This is a genomic window from Limnohabitans sp. INBF003, assembly GCF_055396645.1.
This window is the reverse complement of sequence record NZ_AP029222.1, coordinates 2,056,026-2,073,964: the sequence shown is the minus strand read 5'-3', so window position 1 is coordinate 2,073,964 and position 17,939 is coordinate 2,056,026. Positions and strand designations below refer to the sequence as shown.

Below are 17,939 nucleotides of genomic sequence, written 5' to 3'. Positions count from 1 at the left end.
CCCGCAAAGCAGCGGTTCAGCTGAGCGCGTTTGCCAGTTGAACCGCAGACCCAAACGCCAAAGTGAAGCCCAAGGCGCCTTGCCCGGCGTTGATGAATAGATTGCGCGGCCCTGCGGCTTGGTGGCCGATGATGGGCAGGCCTGTGGGCGTGGCTGGTCGCATGCCCGCCCAAGGCTGGATGTCGGTGTAGCGCGAGCAATCCGGGAAAAGGGCTTGCGTGGCTTGCTGCAAAGTTTGAATCTGGCGGGCCTGAACGCGGGCATCCTGTCCCACCAACTCCACCATGCCCGCTGCCCGCAGCCGTTGCCCCAAGCGTGCAAAGACAATCTTGCGGGTGCTGTCGGTGATGCTGACTTGGGGTGCCAAGCCTTGCCCATCGGTGGCAACCGTGATGCTGTAACCCTTGAGTGGATAAACCGGCAAGTGCACGCCTGCCGCTGCGGCCAGCACAGGTGCATTGTGGCCAGTGCACAGCACAAAAGCATCGGCCGAAATTTCGTCGCCATTGGCCAGGCTGACTGCAGCGACTTTGTCGCCCGAGTTGACCCAGCCTTGGATGTCTTGACCGAAGCGCAAGGCCACACCCCGTGTGATCAAGATCTGCGCCAAGGCCTCGCACACTTGTTTGCAATCGGCCGCGCATTCGCTGTCGGTGTAAATCGCGCCCGAAAACGGTTCCTGTTGATGCACCAAAGCGGGTTCGATGGCGCAGGCCTCAGGCGCTGTGACCGCCCGTTGTGCAGCGCCTCCCAATTGCTTTTGCAACACCATCTGCTGCCGTGCGGCAGTAAACGAGGCTTCTGTGCGAAACAGCACCAGCTTGCCCGATGCCGCAAAATCACAGTGGATGTTTTCGCGTTCGCGCAGCGCGTCAAATACCTGCCGGCTTTGCGCGGCCAGGGTCAGCAGCTGCGAAGTGGTGTGTTGTGACTGTTGCGCATTGCAAGCGCGCAGAAATTGCAAAACCCACATCCACTGGCGCGTGTCCCATTGGGGGCGGATCTTGAGTGCAGAAGAAGGCGACAGCAGCAGTTTGGGCAATTGCGCCCAGATGCCCGGGTCGGCCAAAGGCTGCACATAGGAATAACTGAGCTGTGCACCGTTGCCCCCGCTGGCGCCTGCGGCAGGTGCCGTGCGGTCGACCACGGTGACCTGGTGACCCCGTTGCGTCAACTCATAAGCGGTGCTCAGGCCGATGATGCCAGCGCCCAATACGCACACGTGCATGGGTTTCCTTTGTGCAGTGAAATGCCCCGGTTTATACAGGCGCCTGACCCGTGTCATTAGGGGCATCGATATCAGAGTCTACCCTGAGCCTGACCCGATTCAGGGGCAAATCAGGCACAAGTTGTGCTACACAGTAGGTCTGGTTTTTTCAACCCTTCAACGAGGAATCACATGAAGCGTCGCAATCTGTTTTGGGTCTTGGGTTTGGCTGCAGCCATGACAGCACCCGTGCAAGCACAGCAATTTTTCCGCATCGGCACCGGGGGTACCGCTGGCACTTATTACCCTGTGGGCGGCATGATCGCCAACGCGGTGAGCCAACCCGGCAAGATCGTGGCCACCGCACAGGCCACCAACGGCTCTGTGGCCAACGTCAACGGCGTGGCCGGTGGTGCCATGGAGTCGGGCTTTTCGCAGTCGGATGTGGCCACTTGGGCCTACACCGGCACCGGCGTTTACGAAGGCAAACCCAAAGTCGCCGATCTGCGCATGATCGCCAACCTGTATCCCGAGAGCATCCACCTCGTGGTCAAAAAAGGGTCGGGCATCAAGTCGGTGGCCGACCTCAAGGGCAAGCGCGTGGCGCTGGACGAGCCGGGCTCGGGTACCCTGGTCAATGCCCGCACGGTGCTTGCAGCCTATGGTGTGAAAGAAAGCGACATCAAGCCCGAATACATCAAGCCCAACCAGGCCGGTGACAAGCTCAAAGATGGCGCATTGGACGCCTTCTTCTTTGTGGGTGGTGCCCCAGCGGGTGCGATTGCCGAGCTGGCTTCCAGCGGCGCAGGCATCGAATTGGTGCCTTTGGCCGGTCCGCAGGCCGAGGCCTTGCGCAAGACCAACCCTTATTTGGCGGTCGACACCATTCCTGCCGGCACTTACAAGGACGTGCCAGCGGTGCAGACCATGGCCATGGGTGCCCAATGGGTGACCAGCGCCAAGGCCGACACCGAAACCGTCTACCAGATCACCAAGGCGCTTTACAGCAAAGCCGCTCAGGATGCTTTGGCGGCCGGTCATGCCAAAGGCAAATTCATCACCAAGGAAAACGCCGTCAAGGGCGTGGGCATTCCTTTTCACCCCGGTGCCGAGAAATTCTACAAAGAAGCCGGTGTGCTGAAGTGATGGCTTCACATGGGGCGCTGCGGCGTTCTGTGTGGGTTTTTGAAAGGCGCGTGAGCGCCTGAAGTTTCAACAGGGCGCATCTGCGCCCTGTGTTTTGAACAAAGCGCCCATGCGCTGTGTTTTTTGAAGGACAGGTATGACCGAAGCCCGCGAGCGCGACATGCGCGATTTGCAGGAACTCGAAGAAAAGTTCGACCCCGAAATGCGTTTCAGACCCACGCTGCCCCCAGCGTCGGTGATCGTGAAATGGCTGCTCATCATCTTGTCGGGCTTCCATTACTACACGGCGGGCTTTGGCCTGTTGCGCGAGACCACCCACCGGGGTGTGCACCTGGCCTTTGTGCTGGGCTTGATTTTTCTGGTGTTTGCGGCCTTCAAATCCGACGCAGAGACCAAGGTGTCCAATGGCCGCTTCAGCATCGGCGGCGTACCGCTGGTGGATTGGTTGCTGGGCCTGGCCTGTGCGGCCAGCGTCATGTACATCCCCTATGTGTTTGACGATCTGGCCTTCCGGGTCGGCAATCCGGACACGATCGATGTGGTCATGGGCTCGATCCTGTTCATCACCTTGCTCGAAGCCACCCGCCGCTCCATGGGCTGGCCTTTGCCCTTGATTGCGCTGGGCTTCACCGCCTACGCGTTGGCGGGGCCTTACTTTCCGGGTTTGCTCAAGCACGCGGGGGCCAACTGGAGCCAGATGATCAACCACCAGTACCTGACCAGCCAAGGCATTTATGGCGTGGCAGTGGGCGTGGTGGCCACCTATGTTTTCCACTTTGTGTTGTTTGGCGTGCTGGCCACGCGCATTGGTTTGGGCCAGTTGTTTCTGGACATTGCCTCTACGGTGGCCGGGCGTTATGCCGGTGGCCCGGCCAAGGTCAGTGTCTTCGGCTCGGCCATGTTCGGCATGCTCAGCGGTTCGTCGGTGGCCAATGCGGTCACAGTGGGCTCGCTCACCATCCCGGCCATGATCCGGGTGGGCTACCGCCGCGAGTTTGCAGGCGCGGTCGAAGCCGCTTCATCCACCGGGGGGCAGATCACGCCGCCGGTGCTGGGCGCGGCAGCCTTCTTGATGGTGGAGTTTTTGAACGTCTCCTACCAGACCATCGTGGCTGCGGCCATTGTTCCGGCCTTTATGCACTTCTTTGGTGTGTTCATGCAGGTGCACTTCGAGGCCAAGCGCTACGGCCTGCGTGGCCTGACTGAAGAAGAAATGCCCAAACTGCGCGAGTCCTTGCAGCAGCGCTGGCCCACGCTCATTCCCTTGTTTTTGTTGATCACCATTTTGGTGTCCGGCCGCACCCCTTATCTGGCGGCGTTCACCGGCATCACCTCTTGCATGATTGTGGGCTTGAGCACCTCGGTGCGCGGCAACCGCAGCGCCAATTGGGTGTTGATGATCGGACTGCATGTGCTGTTGGCCTTGATCGCGTTTGTCGATTGGGGCGGTGACGGCGAAACCATCAAACTGGGCTTTTTGGCTTTGGGCGTGGCGGCCGTCTGGGCTGGGCAAAAGTGGCTGGGCGTGATCGGTCGGATCGACAACGCCGTGCTGCTGGAGGCCTTTGAGACAGGGGCCAAATACGCGCTGGCCGTGGGCGCAGCAGCGGCCACTGTGGGCATCGTGATCGGCGTGGTCACACTCACGGGTGTGGGCTTCAAGATCAGCTTCATCATCACCGGCTGGGCGCAAGTGATCGCCGCCTTCATGATGGACTGGCTGCCCGCTTTCATGGCCGATGCGAAGTCCTTGACGCTGCTGGCGGCGCTGTTCATGACCGGCATTGTCTGCATTTTGATGGGCTGCGGCATCCCCACCACGGCCAACTACATCATCATGGTCACCGTGGCTGCCCCCACCTTGGTGCAATTGGGTGTGGAGCCCTTGGTGGCGCACTTCTTTGTGTTTTATTACGGGGTGCTGGCCGACATCACGCCACCCGTGGCGCTGGCCGCTTATGCGGCTGCGGGCATGGCTGGCAGTGACCCGTTCAAAACCGGCAACATGGCCTTCAGGTTGGGGCTGGCCAAAGCATTGGTGCCCTTCGTGTTCGTGTTTTCTCCCTCCTTGTTGTTGGTGGCCAAAGGCTTCAACTGGGGCGATTTTGCGGTCACCTTCATCGGCTGCGTGTTGGGCATTGTGGCGCTGGCGGCCGCGCTCAGCGGATACCTGATGGCCGAGATGAAGCGCTGGGAACGCACGCTGTGCGCCCTGGGTGCCCTGTGCCTGATTGCGCCGGGCCTAAAAATCAGTTTGCTCGGTGTTGTGTTGATGCTGCCCGTGCTGGTGAACCAGTGGGCCGCGCGCAAGGCCGCGGGGGCAACTGCAGCGGCATGACAGGAAAAAGCAGGGTGCTTTGCGCACCCTGCTCTGCAGGGGTGGTGTGAACCACTACACTGGCGGGCGCTGATTCCCAGCCACATTTGGTGTGGCCCCGTTGCCGATCGGGGCGCACTTTCATTTTTGACTGTTCATGAAATTCAAAATGTCTGAAAGGTCGCTGTTTGCGGCTTTGTTGCGCGCCCCTTGGTGGGTGAGCTTTTTGTTGATGCTGGCCGTGGCTTTGGTGGCTGGGGCCCTGCTGCCCGATGCCTACAAAATCCCCGGCATGCTGGGTGCGTTTCCATTTTTGGTGATCGGCATCATGGCCGCCTGGCGACAGCGCAACGCCATTTCTGCAGACCGCATCGCTGCGCTGGTGGAGCAAGCCCGCACCATGGCCTGGCGGGACTTTGCCATCCTGGTCGAAGAAGCTTTGCGCCAACAAGGCTTTGAGGTCAGCCGCCTCAGCAACGGCCCGGCAGATTTTCAGATTGAAAAGGATGGCCGCATCACCTTGGTCAGTGCCAAACGCTGGAAAGCCGCCACAGTGGGCGCAGAGCACCTGCGCGAACTGTTGGCCGCTCGAGAAAGCCAGCAAGCCTTTTCATGCACCTGCATGAGCCTGGGCATCTTCAGCCAGGCCGCGATTGATCTGGCGCACCAAAGCCCCATTCAGTTGCTGGGCTCGGCCAACATCGCGCAACTCATGCACGATGGGGCCAATGCCCAGGGTGCATCGCTGGGTCGTTGATCTGCTGACCCCAATGCTTATTTGGGCAAATCGCGTGCGCCGCTCTCGGGGCGGTACATCTTGAACAGCTGCTCCGGCCCGATGCTGAAGTAATCCGCCGCGCCACCGCCACGCAAAATGTGCCCTGCGTTGGCCGTGTCGTACACCCCTGCCTTGAGCAAACGCTGGTCAATGTGAACGCCCACCACCTGACCAAACACCATCCAGGTTTCGATCTTCTGGCCTTGCAGGTCTTGCAACTGCAGGATCTGCGTGCAGCGGCACTCAAAGCTCACCGGGCTTTGCGCCACACGCGGCACGCCCACCACCCGTGATGCCTCGGGCGTCAGCCCGGCCAGGTCAAACTCGCTCACCTCGGGCGGCACGGCCTCGCAAGTCTGGTTCATCACCTCGGCCAGATCGCGCGTGACCAGGTTCCACACAAACTCGCCCGTGGCCTCGATGTTGTTGAGTGAATCCTTGCGCCCGATGCTCGAAAAACCGATCACGGGTGGCACATAGTTGAAGGCGCTGAAAAAGCTGTACGGGGCAAGGTTCAGCACCCCGCTGGCGCTGCGGCTCGACACCCAACCAATGGGGCGGGGCCCCACGATGGCGTTGAATGGGTCGTGCTTGAGGCCATGGCCCAGGTGGGGTTCGTAGAAATGCATCATGGCTGCACTTTAAAGTGAGGCCGGTGCCACGCCAGTCATGCGCATGACAAAGCCCCCTGGGCGGCTCACATGAAGAAGTAGAAGAAAACGACCATCTGCATGCGCCGCAGGCCATCGGCGCGGCCAATCGGGCGTCCGGACCCATCGTAGAGCCGTTCGCCATCCATGCGGCCCATGGGCGAGCCCGAAGCGCTGTACAGGCGATCACCATCGATGCGACCGATCGGGCTGCCCGAAGCGTTGTAAACCCGATCCCCATCAATGCGGCCCAGCGGCCGCCCGGAGCCGTCATAGACCCGCTCACCGTCCACGCGGCCAATCGGTTGGCCAGAGGCGTTGTAATAACGCTCCCCGTCCACTCGGCCAATCGGGCTGCCGCTGCCGTCGTACATGCGTTGGGCAAAGGCGGCCGGGAGGAGCAGGATTAGAAGGAGCAGGGCGGTGGTGAAGCGGTGGAGGAGTTGCATCATGGTGATTCTCGTTCAGTGGATATCAGAGCAGAGACGTCTCTCATTTTGCATGTGCCGTGGCTCAGGTGGACGATGACGGTGATGGGTGGCGAAAGGCCCCGTCTCGTTGACCCTCGGTGAGGGCCCATCAGGGTATCCCCAAACCCCGTGCCCAAAGCTGTGGATAAGTCCTTGAACAAGCCTGTCAGGGCGCATGCCTGCTGGGCTGGCGGCGTGTGCCTAAAAAAGCAGCAGTTGCTTTGTTCGGTTCAAGCACTTCGATTCAGTCTTTGAGGCCTTGTTTTGCGGCTATTCTTGTTGCTTCGCACGCTCTTTCGACGCCTTGTTTTTCAGGGTGGATGCCCTGACCGCTGACCGCATGACCACCTCCTTGATCGCTCCGGGCTTCATCGCCCTGCACAGCCACCGCTCCGAGGTGCTGGCCGACACCCTCACGGGTTGGCTGCGTGCGCACCCTCTGCACCCGCTCGAGAGCGAAGTCGTGCTGGTGCAGAGCAACGGCATGGCCGAGTGGATCAAGATCGAACTCGCCCGCCAAGGCGGCGTATGCGCAGCCACGCGGGTGGAGCTGCCCTCGCGCTTTTTGTGGCGCACCTACCGGCAGGTGCTCGGCACGCACAACGTGCCGCCCGATTCGCCGCTCGACAAATTGCCCATGACCTGGCGGCTGATGGCCTTGTTGCCCGGCTGCTTGCAAGACCCTGTCTTCAAACCCGTAGCGGGTTTTTTGCGCGGGAATTCAGAGGCAGGTCCGGAACCTGACCGCCTGCTGCAACTGGCCAGCCGTCTGGCCGACCTGTTTGACCAGTACCAGATTTACCGCCCCGATTGGTTGCAGGACTGGGCCGCTGGGCAAGATGAGCTGGGCGAAGACCAGCTGTGGCAGGCCGAACTCTGGCGGCGCGTGCTTGCCACGCTCGACGACACCCAACGCCAAGCCACCCGCCCGGCGCTGCATGCACGGGCGCTGGCGCACCTGCAGTCGGGCCAGCCGTTGGCGAGCCCCGTGGCGCGGCGCGTGTCGGTGTTCGGCATGAGCCACATGCCCGGGCAGCTGCTGGAGATGCTGGCGGCGCTGTCCGCACACAGCCAGGTGCTGCTGGCCGTGCCCAATCCTTGCCAGTACCACTGGGGCGACATCATCGACGGGCGCGAATTGTTCAAGCGACTGCATGTCCGAGGCAAGCCCAGCCAAGGGAAAGCACTTTCTGACGTGAAGTTGGCGCAAATGCACACGCATGCGCCCACGCTGCTGGCTGCCTGGGGGCGACAGGGGCGCGACTTCATCCGCCAGCTCGACGCCTTTGACGATGTGCAGGCGGCATTGACGCTCACGCAGCTGAATCGGCTGGATTTTTTTGACGATGTGCCTGGTGAAGACGGCACCCGCTTGCTGGCGCAGCTGCAGCGGCGCATCCGCGACCTGGAGCCGTCGAGCGGCGGGACTCCAGTCCAGCCTTTTCGAAAGGGTGACGCTTCGGTCACGTTCAGCGTGGCGCACAGCCCGGTGCGCGAACTCGAACTGCTGCACGACCAGCTGCTGCAATGGTTCCACACGCCACCCGGCGAGCCGTTATCGCCGCGCGACGTGGTGGTCATGGTGCCCGACATCGAGCTTATGGCCCCGGCGATCCGCGCTGTGTTTGGCCAATACAAGCGCAGCGATGCACGCTTCATCCCGTATGACATTGCCGATCTGGGCGCGCAGGCCATCAGCCCGCTGATCCACGCGGTCGAATGGCTGCTGGCCCTGCCGCAGCAGCGCAGCCGCATGAGCGAGCTGGTCGAGCTGCTCGAAGTGCCCGCGCTCGCAGCCCGCTTTGGTTTGAAAGACGAACACCTGCCCACGCTCACGCGCTGGATGGCAGGCTCGGGTATCCGCTGGGGCCTGTCGGCCGACCACCGTGCGGGCTTGGGGCTGGGCGTGTGTGGCGACGACAACTCGGCGCTGTTTGGTGTGCAGCGCATGCTCATGGGCTACGCCTGCGGGGCTGACCCTGTTGATGCAGATGGCGTTGCATCGGGCGTGTCGCCTTATGCAGAGGTGGGCGGGCTCGACGCCGAGCTGGCAGGGTCGCTCGCGCACCTGCTGCAGGCCCTGATTGACTGGTGGCAAACCTGCACACAAAGCGCCACGCCCGCACAGTGGGCCGAGCGTTGCCGTGCCTTGCTGGCGGCCCTGTTCAAGCCGCGTGACGACAACGACCGCAACGCGTTGGCGGCGCTCGACCAGGCGCTGAGCGACTGGGTCCGTGCCTGCGACGAAGCGGGCTTTGCCGAGGCCGTGCCGCTGGCCGTGGCCCGATCTGCTTGGCTCGAAGCCTTGAAGGCACCTCGGCTGGAGCAGCGCTTTCGCGCGGGCGGTGTGACGTTTTGCACGCTGATGCCGATGCGGGCGATCCCCTTCAAGGCGGTGTGCCTGCTGGGCATGAACGACGGCGATTACCCACGCCGCAGCCCGCGTGCCGACTTCGATCTGATGGGCCTGCCGGGCATGACGCGCCCCGGCGACCGCTCGCGCCGCGACGATGACCGCCAGCTCATGCTCGAAGCCCTGCTGTCGGCCCGGCAGGTGCTGTACGTGAGCTGGAGCGGCCGCAGCGTGCGCGACAACAGCGAGCAACCACCCTCGGTGCTGGTGTCGCAGCTGCGCGACGAGATCGACCTGCTTTGGGGCAAAGACACCGCCAAGAACTTGACCACCGTGCACCCGCTGCAACCCTTCAGCCGAGCTTACTTTGAAGCGGGCAGTGGTTTGCAGACCTATGCCAAGGAGTGGCGGGCAGCGCAAATAGAGCGATCTTCACAGTTCGGGCTTCAGTGGGAGGCTGCCCCTGCGGCCGAATCCCCGACTTCAATGGCCCCTGCATACATTCGCGAGCAGGGGCTCGCTCCCACAGGTTCAGCGGGTCCAGAGGGCCTTGGCTTGTTGCCGCCCCTGGAGTCGGCCCAGGGCACGCCCGTCATTTCGCTCGCCCAACTCGCGCGCTTCTTGCGCAAACCCGTGGGTGCGTTCTTCCGCGAGCGGCTGCAGGTGCACTTGGAAGACGAGCGCAGCGAATTGCACGATGAAGAGCTGTTTGGTCTGGGCGGGCTGGATCTGTACCAGTTGCTCGACCACGAACTGCAGCATGTGCCTGCGCAGCTGAGTGCAGACGAATTGCCTGCCCATGCCGCGCGCGTGGTGCAGCATCTGCGCCAGGCCGGGGCCTTGCCGCTGGCGGGTGTGGGCACGCTCGAAGCGCAAAAGCTCACCCACATCCTGCAGACCCAGCTGGCTGCTGCGCTGCGCGAGCGCGAGGCCTACCCCGATGCCGCCGAGCGCGTGCTGGTCGACCAAGCGCACCCGCAGGTCGGCCTGCAGGATGCCCTGGGCGGCGTGCTCACGGGCGAGGGCGGGCAACTCCTCTTGAGCTTGCGTGCCAACAAGCTGGTCAGCATTTCTAAAGCGGGCAAGGCGACGGCACTGCCTGAAAAACTGATCGACATCTGGCTTCAGTCGCTGGCCGCTGCCGCCATGGACCAGCCGCTGCGCTGTGTGGTGCTGGGCCGCAACGCTGTGGTGCGGGTGCCAGAGCAAGACCCTGACGCCGCCCGCGCCCAGTTGCAGGTGCTGCTGGAAACCTGGGCCGAGGGCATGCGCTGGCCGCTGCCATTGCCGCCCGGCGTGGCCATGCAGTGGCTCAAGGACCCAAAGAACCTCAACGCGCTGGCCGATGCCTACGAGGGCAGCGACTTCAAAAGTGCAGAAAAAGACAAAGACCCGGCCCTGGCCCGCACTTACCCCACGCTGGAAGATTTGCTTGCCACTGGCGCTCTTGATCGGTTGGCCCAGGCGGTGTATGCGCCGCTCAAAGCTTGGGCGGCGCAGGCGCAAGTCGAGACCTTGCCCGATGCCTCCGCAGATGATGAAGGAGATGAGGCATGAGCACCGCACACGCCCTGAATGCCCACAGTTTTCCGCTGCGCGGCAGCCACCTGATCGAGGCGAGCGCAGGCACGGGCAAGACCTGGACGATTGCCGCGCTCTATGTGCGCCTGGTGTTGGGCCATGGCAGCGAAGGCACTGCACCCGTGCGCCCCATGCTGCCGCAAGACGTGCTGGTGATGACCTTCACCCGCGCCGCCACCCGCGAGCTGTCAGACCGCATCCGTGCCCGCCTGACCGAGGCGGCGCAGGTGTTTCGGGGCATCGCCGAAACCGACGACGCCTTCCTGCAGCAACTCAAGAGCGAATACGACGAAGGCGAGCCCCGCGAACAAGCGGCGTATCGGCTGGCGCTGGCCGCACAGGCCATGGACGACGCGGCCGTTTACACCATCGACGCCTGGTGCCAGCGCATGCTGCGCGAGCACGCTTTTGACAGTGGCAGCCTGTTTGAAGAAAACCTGGTGGGCGACGAAGCCGCGTTGCGCCTCGAAGCTGTGCAGGATTATTGGCGTCAGCAGCTCTACCCCATGGCCACACCGCTGGTGGCGCAGGTGCAGAGCGTCTGGCACGATGTGCCCGCGCTCGAAAAAGACATGCGCGCCCTGATGGCGGTGCCTCTGGCAGACGCCGCGCCCGGCACGCTGGCGCAGGTCTTCAGCGCGGCGCTGGCCGAGCGCGATGCGCAGCTTTCGGCGCTTAAGCAGGGCTGGGACGATAAAGCCGACAACTTGTTGAAATGGGTCAAAGACCAACTGGTTCCGAAAAAACACGGCTGGAATGGACGGCTGCTCCAGCTGGGGCGTTCTGAAAACTGGCTGAATGCACTCAAAGCCTGGGCTCAAAACAATGGGGATTTCAGTGCTTTGAAAGAGGCCATGGGCAGTGGTTGGAACCGCTTCACGCCTGAAGGTCTTCTGGCGTGCCGCAAAGACGGCGATGTGGTGGATTTGCCTCCTGAGAGCCAGGCTTACGCGCAACTGCTGGAAGGATTGGACGCCTTGCCCGAACCCGCTCAGGCCGCCCGCCTGCACGCCCGCACCCATGTGCTGCAGCGCATGGCCGATCTCAAGCGCCGCAGCGGCCTGTTTGGTTTTGCCGACATGCTGCAGCGCCTGGATGTGGCGCTGGCCGACCCCGAAGCGGGTGAGCGCCTGGCGCAGCGTCTGCGCGATCAATTCCCGGTGGCGATGATCGACGAGTTCCAGGATACCTCGCCGCTGCAGTTCCGCATTTTTGACCGCATCTACCGCACGGTCACGAACGACCCTGGCACTGCGCTGCTGCTGATCGGCGATCCCAAGCAATCGATCTACGGCTTTCGTGGGGCCGACATCCACAGCTACCTGGCCGCACGCCGTGCCACCGCAGGCCGCCACCATGTGCTGGACACCAATTACCGGTCGACTCAGGCGGTGGTCGGTGTGGTCAACCGCTGGTTTGAAATTTCAGACGATGCTTTTGGTTACCGCCAGGAGGGCGATGACCCGTTGCCTTTCAAGCCCGTAGAGGCCAAGGGCCGCAGCGAAGTGCTGCAGCTCAGCAGTGGCCCTGTGAGCGCCATGACCCTGGTGCACGACGCCACCTTACGCAGCCAGCGTGATGCGCAAACGCACCTGTCGGCCCTGTGCGCCGAGCAGATCGTGGCCTGGTTGAGCGATTCGCAGGCCCGTTTTGTTGATCCACAAAAGGGCGACAAGCCGCTGCAACCCAAAGACATCGCCGTGCTGGTGCGCACAGGCAAAGAGGCCTCTGCCGTGCGTGACGCCTTGCGTGTGCGGGGCGTGGCCTCGGTCTACTTGTCGGACCGCGACTCGGTGTTTGCCAGCGACGAAGCGCAGGACCTGTGCCTGTGGCTGCGTGGCGTGGCCGAGCCCCAAAACATGCGCCGCGTGCGTGCTGCTTTGGGCACGCGCACAGTGGGCCTGTCGCTGGCCGAGTTGTACGAGCTGGCCACACAAGATGAGTTGCTGGACCAACGTGCCGAGCAAATGCGTGATTTGCATTCGGTATGGGAGGGTCAGGGCGTGTTGGCCATGCTGCGCCAGTCGCTGCATGTCTTGCAACTGGCCGGGCGCTGGCGTGGCCAGAGCGACGGCGAACGCCGCCTAACCAATGTGCTGCACCTGGCCGAACTGCTGCAAACCGCCAGCAGCCAGCTCGATGGCGAGCAGGCCCTGATCCGCTGGCTGGCCCAGCAGATCGACGAGGTGAAGTCGGGCAGTGCAGGCGACAGTGAAGACCAGACCGTGCGGCTGGAGAGCGACGAAGACCTGGTCAAGGTCATCACCATCCACGCCAGCAAGGGCTTGGAATACCCGGTGGTGTGCCTGCCCTTTGCGCACAGCCACCGCATGATGGAAGCGCACAAAACCCCGGTGCTGCAACGGGATGAAGGCGAGGGCGAGCGCCACTGGACGCTGGGCTTTGACAAAGACGACACGAAGCTGGCCGACCGTGACCGCCTGCGCGAAGACTTGCGTCTTTGGTATGTGGCGCTCACGCGTGCGCGCCATGCGCTGTGGGTGGGCTGGAGCCCGGTCACGCGGGGCTCGGGCAAAAGCTGTGTGAACCACGACAGCGCAGCGGGCCATTTGTTGGGCGGCGGTGAAGCCATGGACGAAGCGGGCTGGTTGCCCAAGTTGCAAGCGCTTGAAAAAAATGCGAAAGAGCAGCGCTTGTCGGTGCAGCTCGTACTTGCAAGCGACGACGTGCCACTCACTGTTTGGCTGCGGCCCGCCCACACCACCGAGCTGCGCGAAGCGCTGAGTTGCACCGCCCGCATCGACAAGTCGTGGACCATCGCGAGCTTCTCGCGCCTGACGCGTGACCTGTCTTCGCAGCCTCTTGCACAAATGAGCATGCACATGGCCACGCCGCGTCCGGCTGACGATGAGCCGCCCGAAGACGTGCAGGCGCTGTCCGCAACCACTACCCCCATGGGCTCGTTGGCCCCCTGGCATGGCTTTGCCAAAGGCCCGAGCGCAGGCAACTTTTTGCACGACCAGCTTGAATGGCTGGCCGCCGATGGTTTCGTGCTCGACGCACCCAAGGCCGAGCGCCTGAAAAAGCGCTGCGACAACGCAGGCTACACCGCCCAGGCGGGCGACGTGGTGCAGTGGCTCACCCGTGTGGTGGCGCAGCCCCTGCGCGGACCCGGTGCGCCGCTGAACGCGCTGGGCAACTTGCTGCCCGAGATGGAGTTCTGGCTGCCTGCCGAGCGGCTGCACGCCCGTGAGGTGGATGCCCTGTGCCAGCACCATCTGCTGCCCGGCGTGAGCCGCCCACAACTGCCCGACGCGCAGCTGCACGGCATGCTGATGGGCTTTGCCGATCTGGTGTTCGAGCACGAGGGCCGCTACTGGGTGCTCGACTACAAATCCAACCACTTGGGTGCAGATGACGCGGCCTACACCTCGCAGGCGCTCGATGCTGCCATGGTCCATCACCGCTACGAGGTGCAGGCCGCGCTCTACATGCTGGCGCTGCACCGTCTGCTGCGCGCCCGCCTGGGCAGTGCCTACGATCCTGTGCAGCAACTCGGCGGTGCGGTGTACCTGTTTTTGCGCGGCATCGACGGACCAGCGGGCGGTTGCTGCACCTTGCCTGCGCCGATCGAATTGCTTGACGGTTTGGACGCCATGCTCAATGCCGAGGTGAAAGCATGAGTTTCAAAAAGCCCTCGCGCATGTTGTCTGTTTCTAGCGCCCAAATGGATTGGCTCAACGACCTGCCAGCCCAAGGCCTGAGTGCCGCGCAAACGCTGCAATGGCTGAAGTTGTGGACCGAGCAAGGCCTGTTGCGCCACATCGACAGCGCCCTCGCGGCACAGCTGCTGAGGCTCGATGGCCAAGCCAGCCCCGCGCTGTTGGTGGCCGCAGCGCTGCTCGCGCAAATGGAGGGGCGTGGCCACACTTGCCTGCCCTTGGCCGACCTGTGCGACCCCACTGTGGCGCTGCTGGGCTGGCCCGCCGTGGCAGTGGACGGGCCGCAAGGTTTGCGAGCGCTTTGGGCGCACTTGCCCGCCACGCTGGCCGACTGGCAAGCCGCTTTGCAAGGCAACACCTCCAGTGCATGTTGGCGTCTGAGCGATGCACCCGATCAAGGTCAGCCGCTGGTGCTGGGCGGCACTGCGGATGCGCCGCTTTTGTACCTGCGCCGCTATGCGGGCTACGAACAGCGCGTGGGCAAGGGCTTGCTGCAGCGGGCCAGCGAACCGCTGGCTGTGCCCGCTGCGGCAGCTCGCCGCTGGCTGGACCGCTTCTTTGTGCCCAACGCTGAGGCACTTGCCGACACCAACTGGCAAAAAGTGGCCTGTGCCGTGGCGCTGCGTGCGCGCTTGTCGGTCATCACGGGCGGACCGGGCACGGGCAAGACCTACACCGCTGCACGCTTGCTGGCCTTGTTGCTGGCGCTGCACGAAGGCGAAAACCCGCTGCGCGTGGCGCTGGCGGCACCCACGGGCAAGGCGGCGGCGCGGCTCAAGCAATCCATCGACAACGCACTGACCGGCCTGCAAAAGCAGGTGCCCGAAGGCGGCGACCTGGACTTGAACGCACTGATCACCCGCATGGGCCCGGCGCGCACGCTGCATTCGCTTTTGGGTGCGCGGCCCGACACACGCCAGTTCCGCCACCACGCGGCCAACCCGCTCGATGTGGATGTGCTGATCGTGGACGAAGCCTCGATGGTGCACCTTGAAATGATGGACGCGCTGCTGCAGGCGCTCCCGCCCACGGCACGGCTGGTGCTGCTGGGCGACAAGGACCAGCTGGCCTCGGTCGAAGCCGGGGCGGTGCTGGGCGATTTGTGTCGCGACGCCGCAGCAGGCCGCTACAGCGCGGATACCGCGCAGTTTGTGCAGACCGTGGCAGGGCAGACCTTGCCCGCGCCATACCTGTCTACGGGCGCTACACCCGTGCTCGCCCAACAAACCGTGATGCTGCGCAAAAGCCGCCGCTTTGATGGCGCCATCGGCCAATTGGCCTTGACCGTGAACCGGGGTGACGCCGTTGCCGCCCGCGCAACCCTCCTGACTTCTGTGGGAGCGAGCCCTCGCTCGCGAATGCCCGCCGAAGACGCCAGCCCCAACGAACCCAGCGCCGTGCTCGCGCTCCAACCCTCAAGCCCCCAGGCCGTCTGCGACCTGGCGCTTGGCGCATCAGGCAAGCCGTCTTACGCCGATTACCTGCGCCTCATGCAAACCGGCCCCGCAGTCCAGGACGCTGAACCCCACAGCGCTTGGGTGTCCAGCGTGCTCAAGGCTTTTGAGCGCTTTCGCATTCTGTGTGCGGTGCACCAAGGCGACTGGGGAACCCAAGGGCTCAACGCCGCCGTGCAAAAAGCCTTGGCCGACAAGGGCCTGCTCAAAGTCACAGGCGAATGGTTTGCCGGGCGCCCGGTCATGGTCACGCGCAACGACGCGCAGCTGGGCGTGTTCAACGGCGACGTGGGCGTGGTGTTGCCCAACACCGAGGGCAAGCTCAAGGTCTGGTTCCTGGATGGTGAGGCCTTGCGTTCCGTCAGCGTGATGCGTCTGGCGCAGGTCGAGACGGCGTTTGTGATGACGGTGCACAAGAGCCAGGGCTCGGAGTTCGAGCACACCGCGTTGGTGCTGCCACCGGGCGGTGCCGAAGTCCTGAGCCGCGAGCTGGCCTACACGGGCATCACCCGGGCGCGCAAGCAGTTCACCTTGGTCGAGGCTGAAGAGGGCTTGCTCGAAGCGGCCATCGCCAAGCCCAGCGTGCGGGCCAGTGGCCTGGCGCAGTGGTGGGCTGAATAAATAACTTCTTTGTAGGAGCTTGCCTGCAAGCGATGGCTTGCAGACCGCAAGCGCCCCATCGCCAGCAGACTGGCGCCTGCAAAGCGGTGCATCAATTGGCGTAGCCCTCGCAAGCCCCCGCATTCGCCTTGCCCCGGCATTCGCGCAAAAGGCGTTTGTCGCGCTCGGCCTTGCTTTCACCCGTGCTGGGGTTGACCTGCGGCTTGGGCGCTTTGGCTTGTTTCGGTTTTTTTGGCTTTGCAGATTTTTCGGGCTTGTCTGCGGCGGTAACAGCTGTGAAGTTGTCTGCTGCTGCGCTGGCGGGCGGCATGGCCAGCAAGCAAAGCCCCAATCCCACGCTGGCGAGCGTTGACCTTAAATACCGTGATGTCATGGCGGTCTCCCTGTCTGTTGTTGTGCCGTTCATCATAGGCAGGCGCAGCGCTTGTGCAAGGGGTGACACCTGCAGCTCAGGTCAGCCGTTAGGATGGCGGCATGAAATCCAATACTGCTCCTTTCATGCGCCAGGCCGTCATGGACCTGGAAGAGTCCCGCATCCGCGAAGTTGCCAACGCGGGCATGGGCCGGCCCGATGTGCTGGCTTTCTGGTTTGGCGAATCCGACGAGGTCACGCCCGACATCGTGCGCCAGGCGGCCATCGATTCCATGCAAAAAGGCGAAACCTTTTACTCGCACAACCTGGGCCTGCCCGAGCTGCGCCAAGCGGTGTCCGACTACATGTCGGCTTTGCATGGCCAAACCCAAGCGATAGGCGTGGACCGGCTGGCCATCACCTCGGGCGGCGTGAATGCCCTGATGCTGGCCGCGCAAGCGCTGATCAATGCAGGCGACGAAGTGGTCGCCGTGACACCCGTGTGGCCCAACCTGACCGCTCAGGCGCTGGTCATGGGCGCGAATTTGAAATGCCTGTCACTGCGCCCGGTCAATGGCCAGTGGCAGCTGGACATGGCCGCGCTCAAAGCCGCGATCACGCCCGCCACGCGCATGTTGATTGTCAATTCGCCCAACAACCCGACGGGCTGGACGCTCAGCCGTGCCGAGCAGGCCGAGATCCTGGCGCATTGCCGCAGCACCGGCACCTGGGTGCTGGCTGACGAGGTGTACGAGCGTTTGTATTATGAAACCGACACGGCCAATGGCTGCGCGCCTTCATTTCTGGATGTGGCCGAGCCGGACGACCGCTTGGTCGTGGTGCACAGCTTTTCCAAGAGCTTTTTGATGACCGGCTGGCGCCTGGGCTGGCTGGTGATGCCCGCTGCCATGACGCCCCACATGGGCAAACTGATCGAGTTCAACACCTCGTGTGCTTCGGTTTTTACCCAACGCGCCGGGGTGGTGGCCTTGCAAAACACCGCCGACATCACGCCCCGGGTGGTGGCGCACCTGAAAGCCTGCCGCGACACCCTGGTGCCTTTGCTGCAGGCCGTGCCCGGTGTCCAATTGGCCCCGGCCAAAGGGGGCATGTACGCATTTTTCAGGCTCGAAGGGCACCCCGATTCGGTGGCAACCGCCAAGCGGCTGGTGGCCGAAGCGGGCTTGGGTCTGGCTCCCGGTGAAGCCTTTGCGCCCGAAGCAGCAGGTTGGCTGCGCTGGTGCTTCGCGTCCAAAGACCTGTCGCGGCTCTCGCAGGGAGTAGATAGATTGACTGCTTGGCTGGCGAAATAGCCTAAAGATATTGA

At 63.3% G+C, this 17,939-nt stretch carries 11 protein-coding genes; 7 read left to right on the top strand and 4 right to left on the bottom strand.

Annotated elements, in window-relative coordinates; genetic code table 11:
- Positions 1 to 16: 16 nt before the first annotated feature.
- Positions 17 to 1,228: a D-amino acid dehydrogenase gene (locus ACZ5VE_RS09360; protein WP_464454917.1), complete on the bottom strand. Its 1,212-nt coding sequence runs from the start codon at positions 1,226 to 1,228 to the stop codon at positions 17 to 19.
- Positions 1,229 to 1,399: 171 nt separating this feature from the next.
- Between ACZ5VE_RS09360 and ACZ5VE_RS09355 the strand changes: the two genes are divergently transcribed.
- From ACZ5VE_RS09355 to ACZ5VE_RS09345, 3 genes are all read left to right on the top strand, one after another.
- The gene (locus tag ACZ5VE_RS09355; protein WP_464454916.1) at positions 1,400 to 2,353 is read left to right on the top strand and encodes a TAXI family TRAP transporter solute-binding subunit; all 954 of its coding nucleotides are present in this window, start codon (positions 1,400 to 1,402) and stop codon (positions 2,351 to 2,353) included.
- A gap of 136 nt (positions 2,354 to 2,489) precedes the next feature.
- Positions 2,490 to 4,691, top strand: coding sequence for a TRAP transporter permease (locus ACZ5VE_RS09350; protein ID WP_464454915.1), 2,202 nt, complete (start codon positions 2,490 to 2,492; stop codon positions 4,689 to 4,691).
- A gap of 148 nt (positions 4,692 to 4,839) precedes the next feature.
- Entirely contained in the window at positions 4,840 to 5,427 is a 588-nt protein-coding gene (locus ACZ5VE_RS09345; RefSeq protein ID WP_464454914.1) for a restriction endonuclease, read from the top strand.
- Between the two features lie 17 nt (positions 5,428 to 5,444).
- On the opposite strand, the gene ACZ5VE_RS09340 is transcribed toward ACZ5VE_RS09345, so the two are convergent.
- Both ACZ5VE_RS09340 and ACZ5VE_RS09335 read right to left on the bottom strand, forming a co-directional pair.
- Positions 5,445 to 6,080, bottom strand: a complete 636-nt coding sequence (locus tag ACZ5VE_RS09340; RefSeq protein WP_464454913.1) for a flavin reductase family protein — start codon at positions 6,078 to 6,080, stop codon at positions 5,445 to 5,447.
- A gap of 65 nt (positions 6,081 to 6,145) precedes the next feature.
- Positions 6,146 to 6,550: a 5-fold beta-flower protein gene (locus ACZ5VE_RS09335; protein WP_464454912.1), complete on the bottom strand. Its 405-nt coding sequence runs from the start codon at positions 6,548 to 6,550 to the stop codon at positions 6,146 to 6,148.
- Between the two features lie 358 nt (positions 6,551 to 6,908).
- On the opposite strand from ACZ5VE_RS09335, the gene recC reads away from it, so the two are divergent.
- Genes recC through recD form a run of 3 tightly spaced genes read left to right on the top strand, consistent with a single transcriptional unit; the run spans position 6,909 to position 16,260 of the window.
- Positions 6,909 to 10,478, top strand: a complete 3,570-nt coding sequence (gene recC / locus ACZ5VE_RS09330; protein ID WP_464454911.1) for an exodeoxyribonuclease V subunit gamma — start codon at positions 6,909 to 6,911, stop codon at positions 10,476 to 10,478.
- Positions 10,475 to 14,146: an exodeoxyribonuclease V subunit beta gene (gene recB / locus ACZ5VE_RS09325; protein WP_464454910.1), complete on the top strand. Its 3,672-nt coding sequence runs from the start codon at positions 10,475 to 10,477 to the stop codon at positions 14,144 to 14,146. Before recC ends, recB begins: the two co-directional genes overlap by 4 nt.
- On the top strand, positions 14,143 to 16,260 hold the full coding sequence (gene recD, locus ACZ5VE_RS09320) for an exodeoxyribonuclease V subunit alpha (protein ID WP_464454909.1): 2,118 nt from the start codon (positions 14,143 to 14,145) through the stop codon (positions 16,258 to 16,260). The genes recB and recD overlap by 4 nt, the downstream gene beginning before the upstream one ends.
- A gap of 91 nt (positions 16,261 to 16,351) precedes the next feature.
- Here the strand turns inward: recD and ACZ5VE_RS09315 are convergent, their stop codons facing one another.
- Entirely contained in the window at positions 16,352 to 16,633 is a 282-nt protein-coding gene (locus tag ACZ5VE_RS09315) for a hypothetical protein (protein WP_464454908.1), read from the bottom strand.
- Between the two features lie 101 nt (positions 16,634 to 16,734).
- Here ACZ5VE_RS09315 and ACZ5VE_RS09310 point away from each other — a divergent pair, with 101 nt between their 5' ends.
- Positions 16,735 to 17,925: a pyridoxal phosphate-dependent aminotransferase gene (locus tag ACZ5VE_RS09310; RefSeq protein ID WP_464454907.1), complete on the top strand. Its 1,191-nt coding sequence runs from the start codon at positions 16,735 to 16,737 to the stop codon at positions 17,923 to 17,925.
- The last annotated feature ends 14 nt before the right edge of the window (positions 17,926 to 17,939 follow it).

Bases quoted from the DNA above. Each gene is read 5' to 3' on its own strand.
- ACZ5VE_RS09360 (WP_464454917.1), bottom strand. From the start codon at position 1,228: ATGCACGTGTGCGTATTGGGCGCTGGCATCATCGGCCTGAGCACCGCT.
- ACZ5VE_RS09310 (WP_464454907.1), top strand. From the start codon at position 16,735: ATGAAATCCAATACTGCTCCTTTCATGCGCCAGGCCGTCATGGACCTG.
- ACZ5VE_RS09315 (WP_464454908.1), bottom strand. From the start codon at position 16,633: ATGACATCACGGTATTTAAGGTCAACGCTCGCCAGCGTGGGATTGGGG.
- ACZ5VE_RS09355 (WP_464454916.1), top strand. From the start codon at position 1,400: ATGAAGCGTCGCAATCTGTTTTGGGTCTTGGGTTTGGCTGCAGCCATG.
- ACZ5VE_RS09345 (WP_464454914.1), top strand. From the start codon at position 4,840: ATGTCTGAAAGGTCGCTGTTTGCGGCTTTGTTGCGCGCCCCTTGGTGG.
- ACZ5VE_RS09350 (WP_464454915.1), top strand. From the start codon at position 2,490: ATGACCGAAGCCCGCGAGCGCGACATGCGCGATTTGCAGGAACTCGAA.
- ACZ5VE_RS09335 (WP_464454912.1), bottom strand. From the start codon at position 6,550: ATGATGCAACTCCTCCACCGCTTCACCACCGCCCTGCTCCTTCTAATC.
- recD (WP_464454909.1), top strand. From the start codon at position 14,143: ATGAGTTTCAAAAAGCCCTCGCGCATGTTGTCTGTTTCTAGCGCCCAA.
- ACZ5VE_RS09340 (WP_464454913.1), bottom strand. From the start codon at position 6,080: ATGATGCATTTCTACGAACCCCACCTGGGCCATGGCCTCAAGCACGAC.
- recB (WP_464454910.1), top strand. From the start codon at position 10,475: ATGAGCACCGCACACGCCCTGAATGCCCACAGTTTTCCGCTGCGCGGC.
- recC (WP_464454911.1), top strand. From the start codon at position 6,909: ATGACCACCTCCTTGATCGCTCCGGGCTTCATCGCCCTGCACAGCCAC.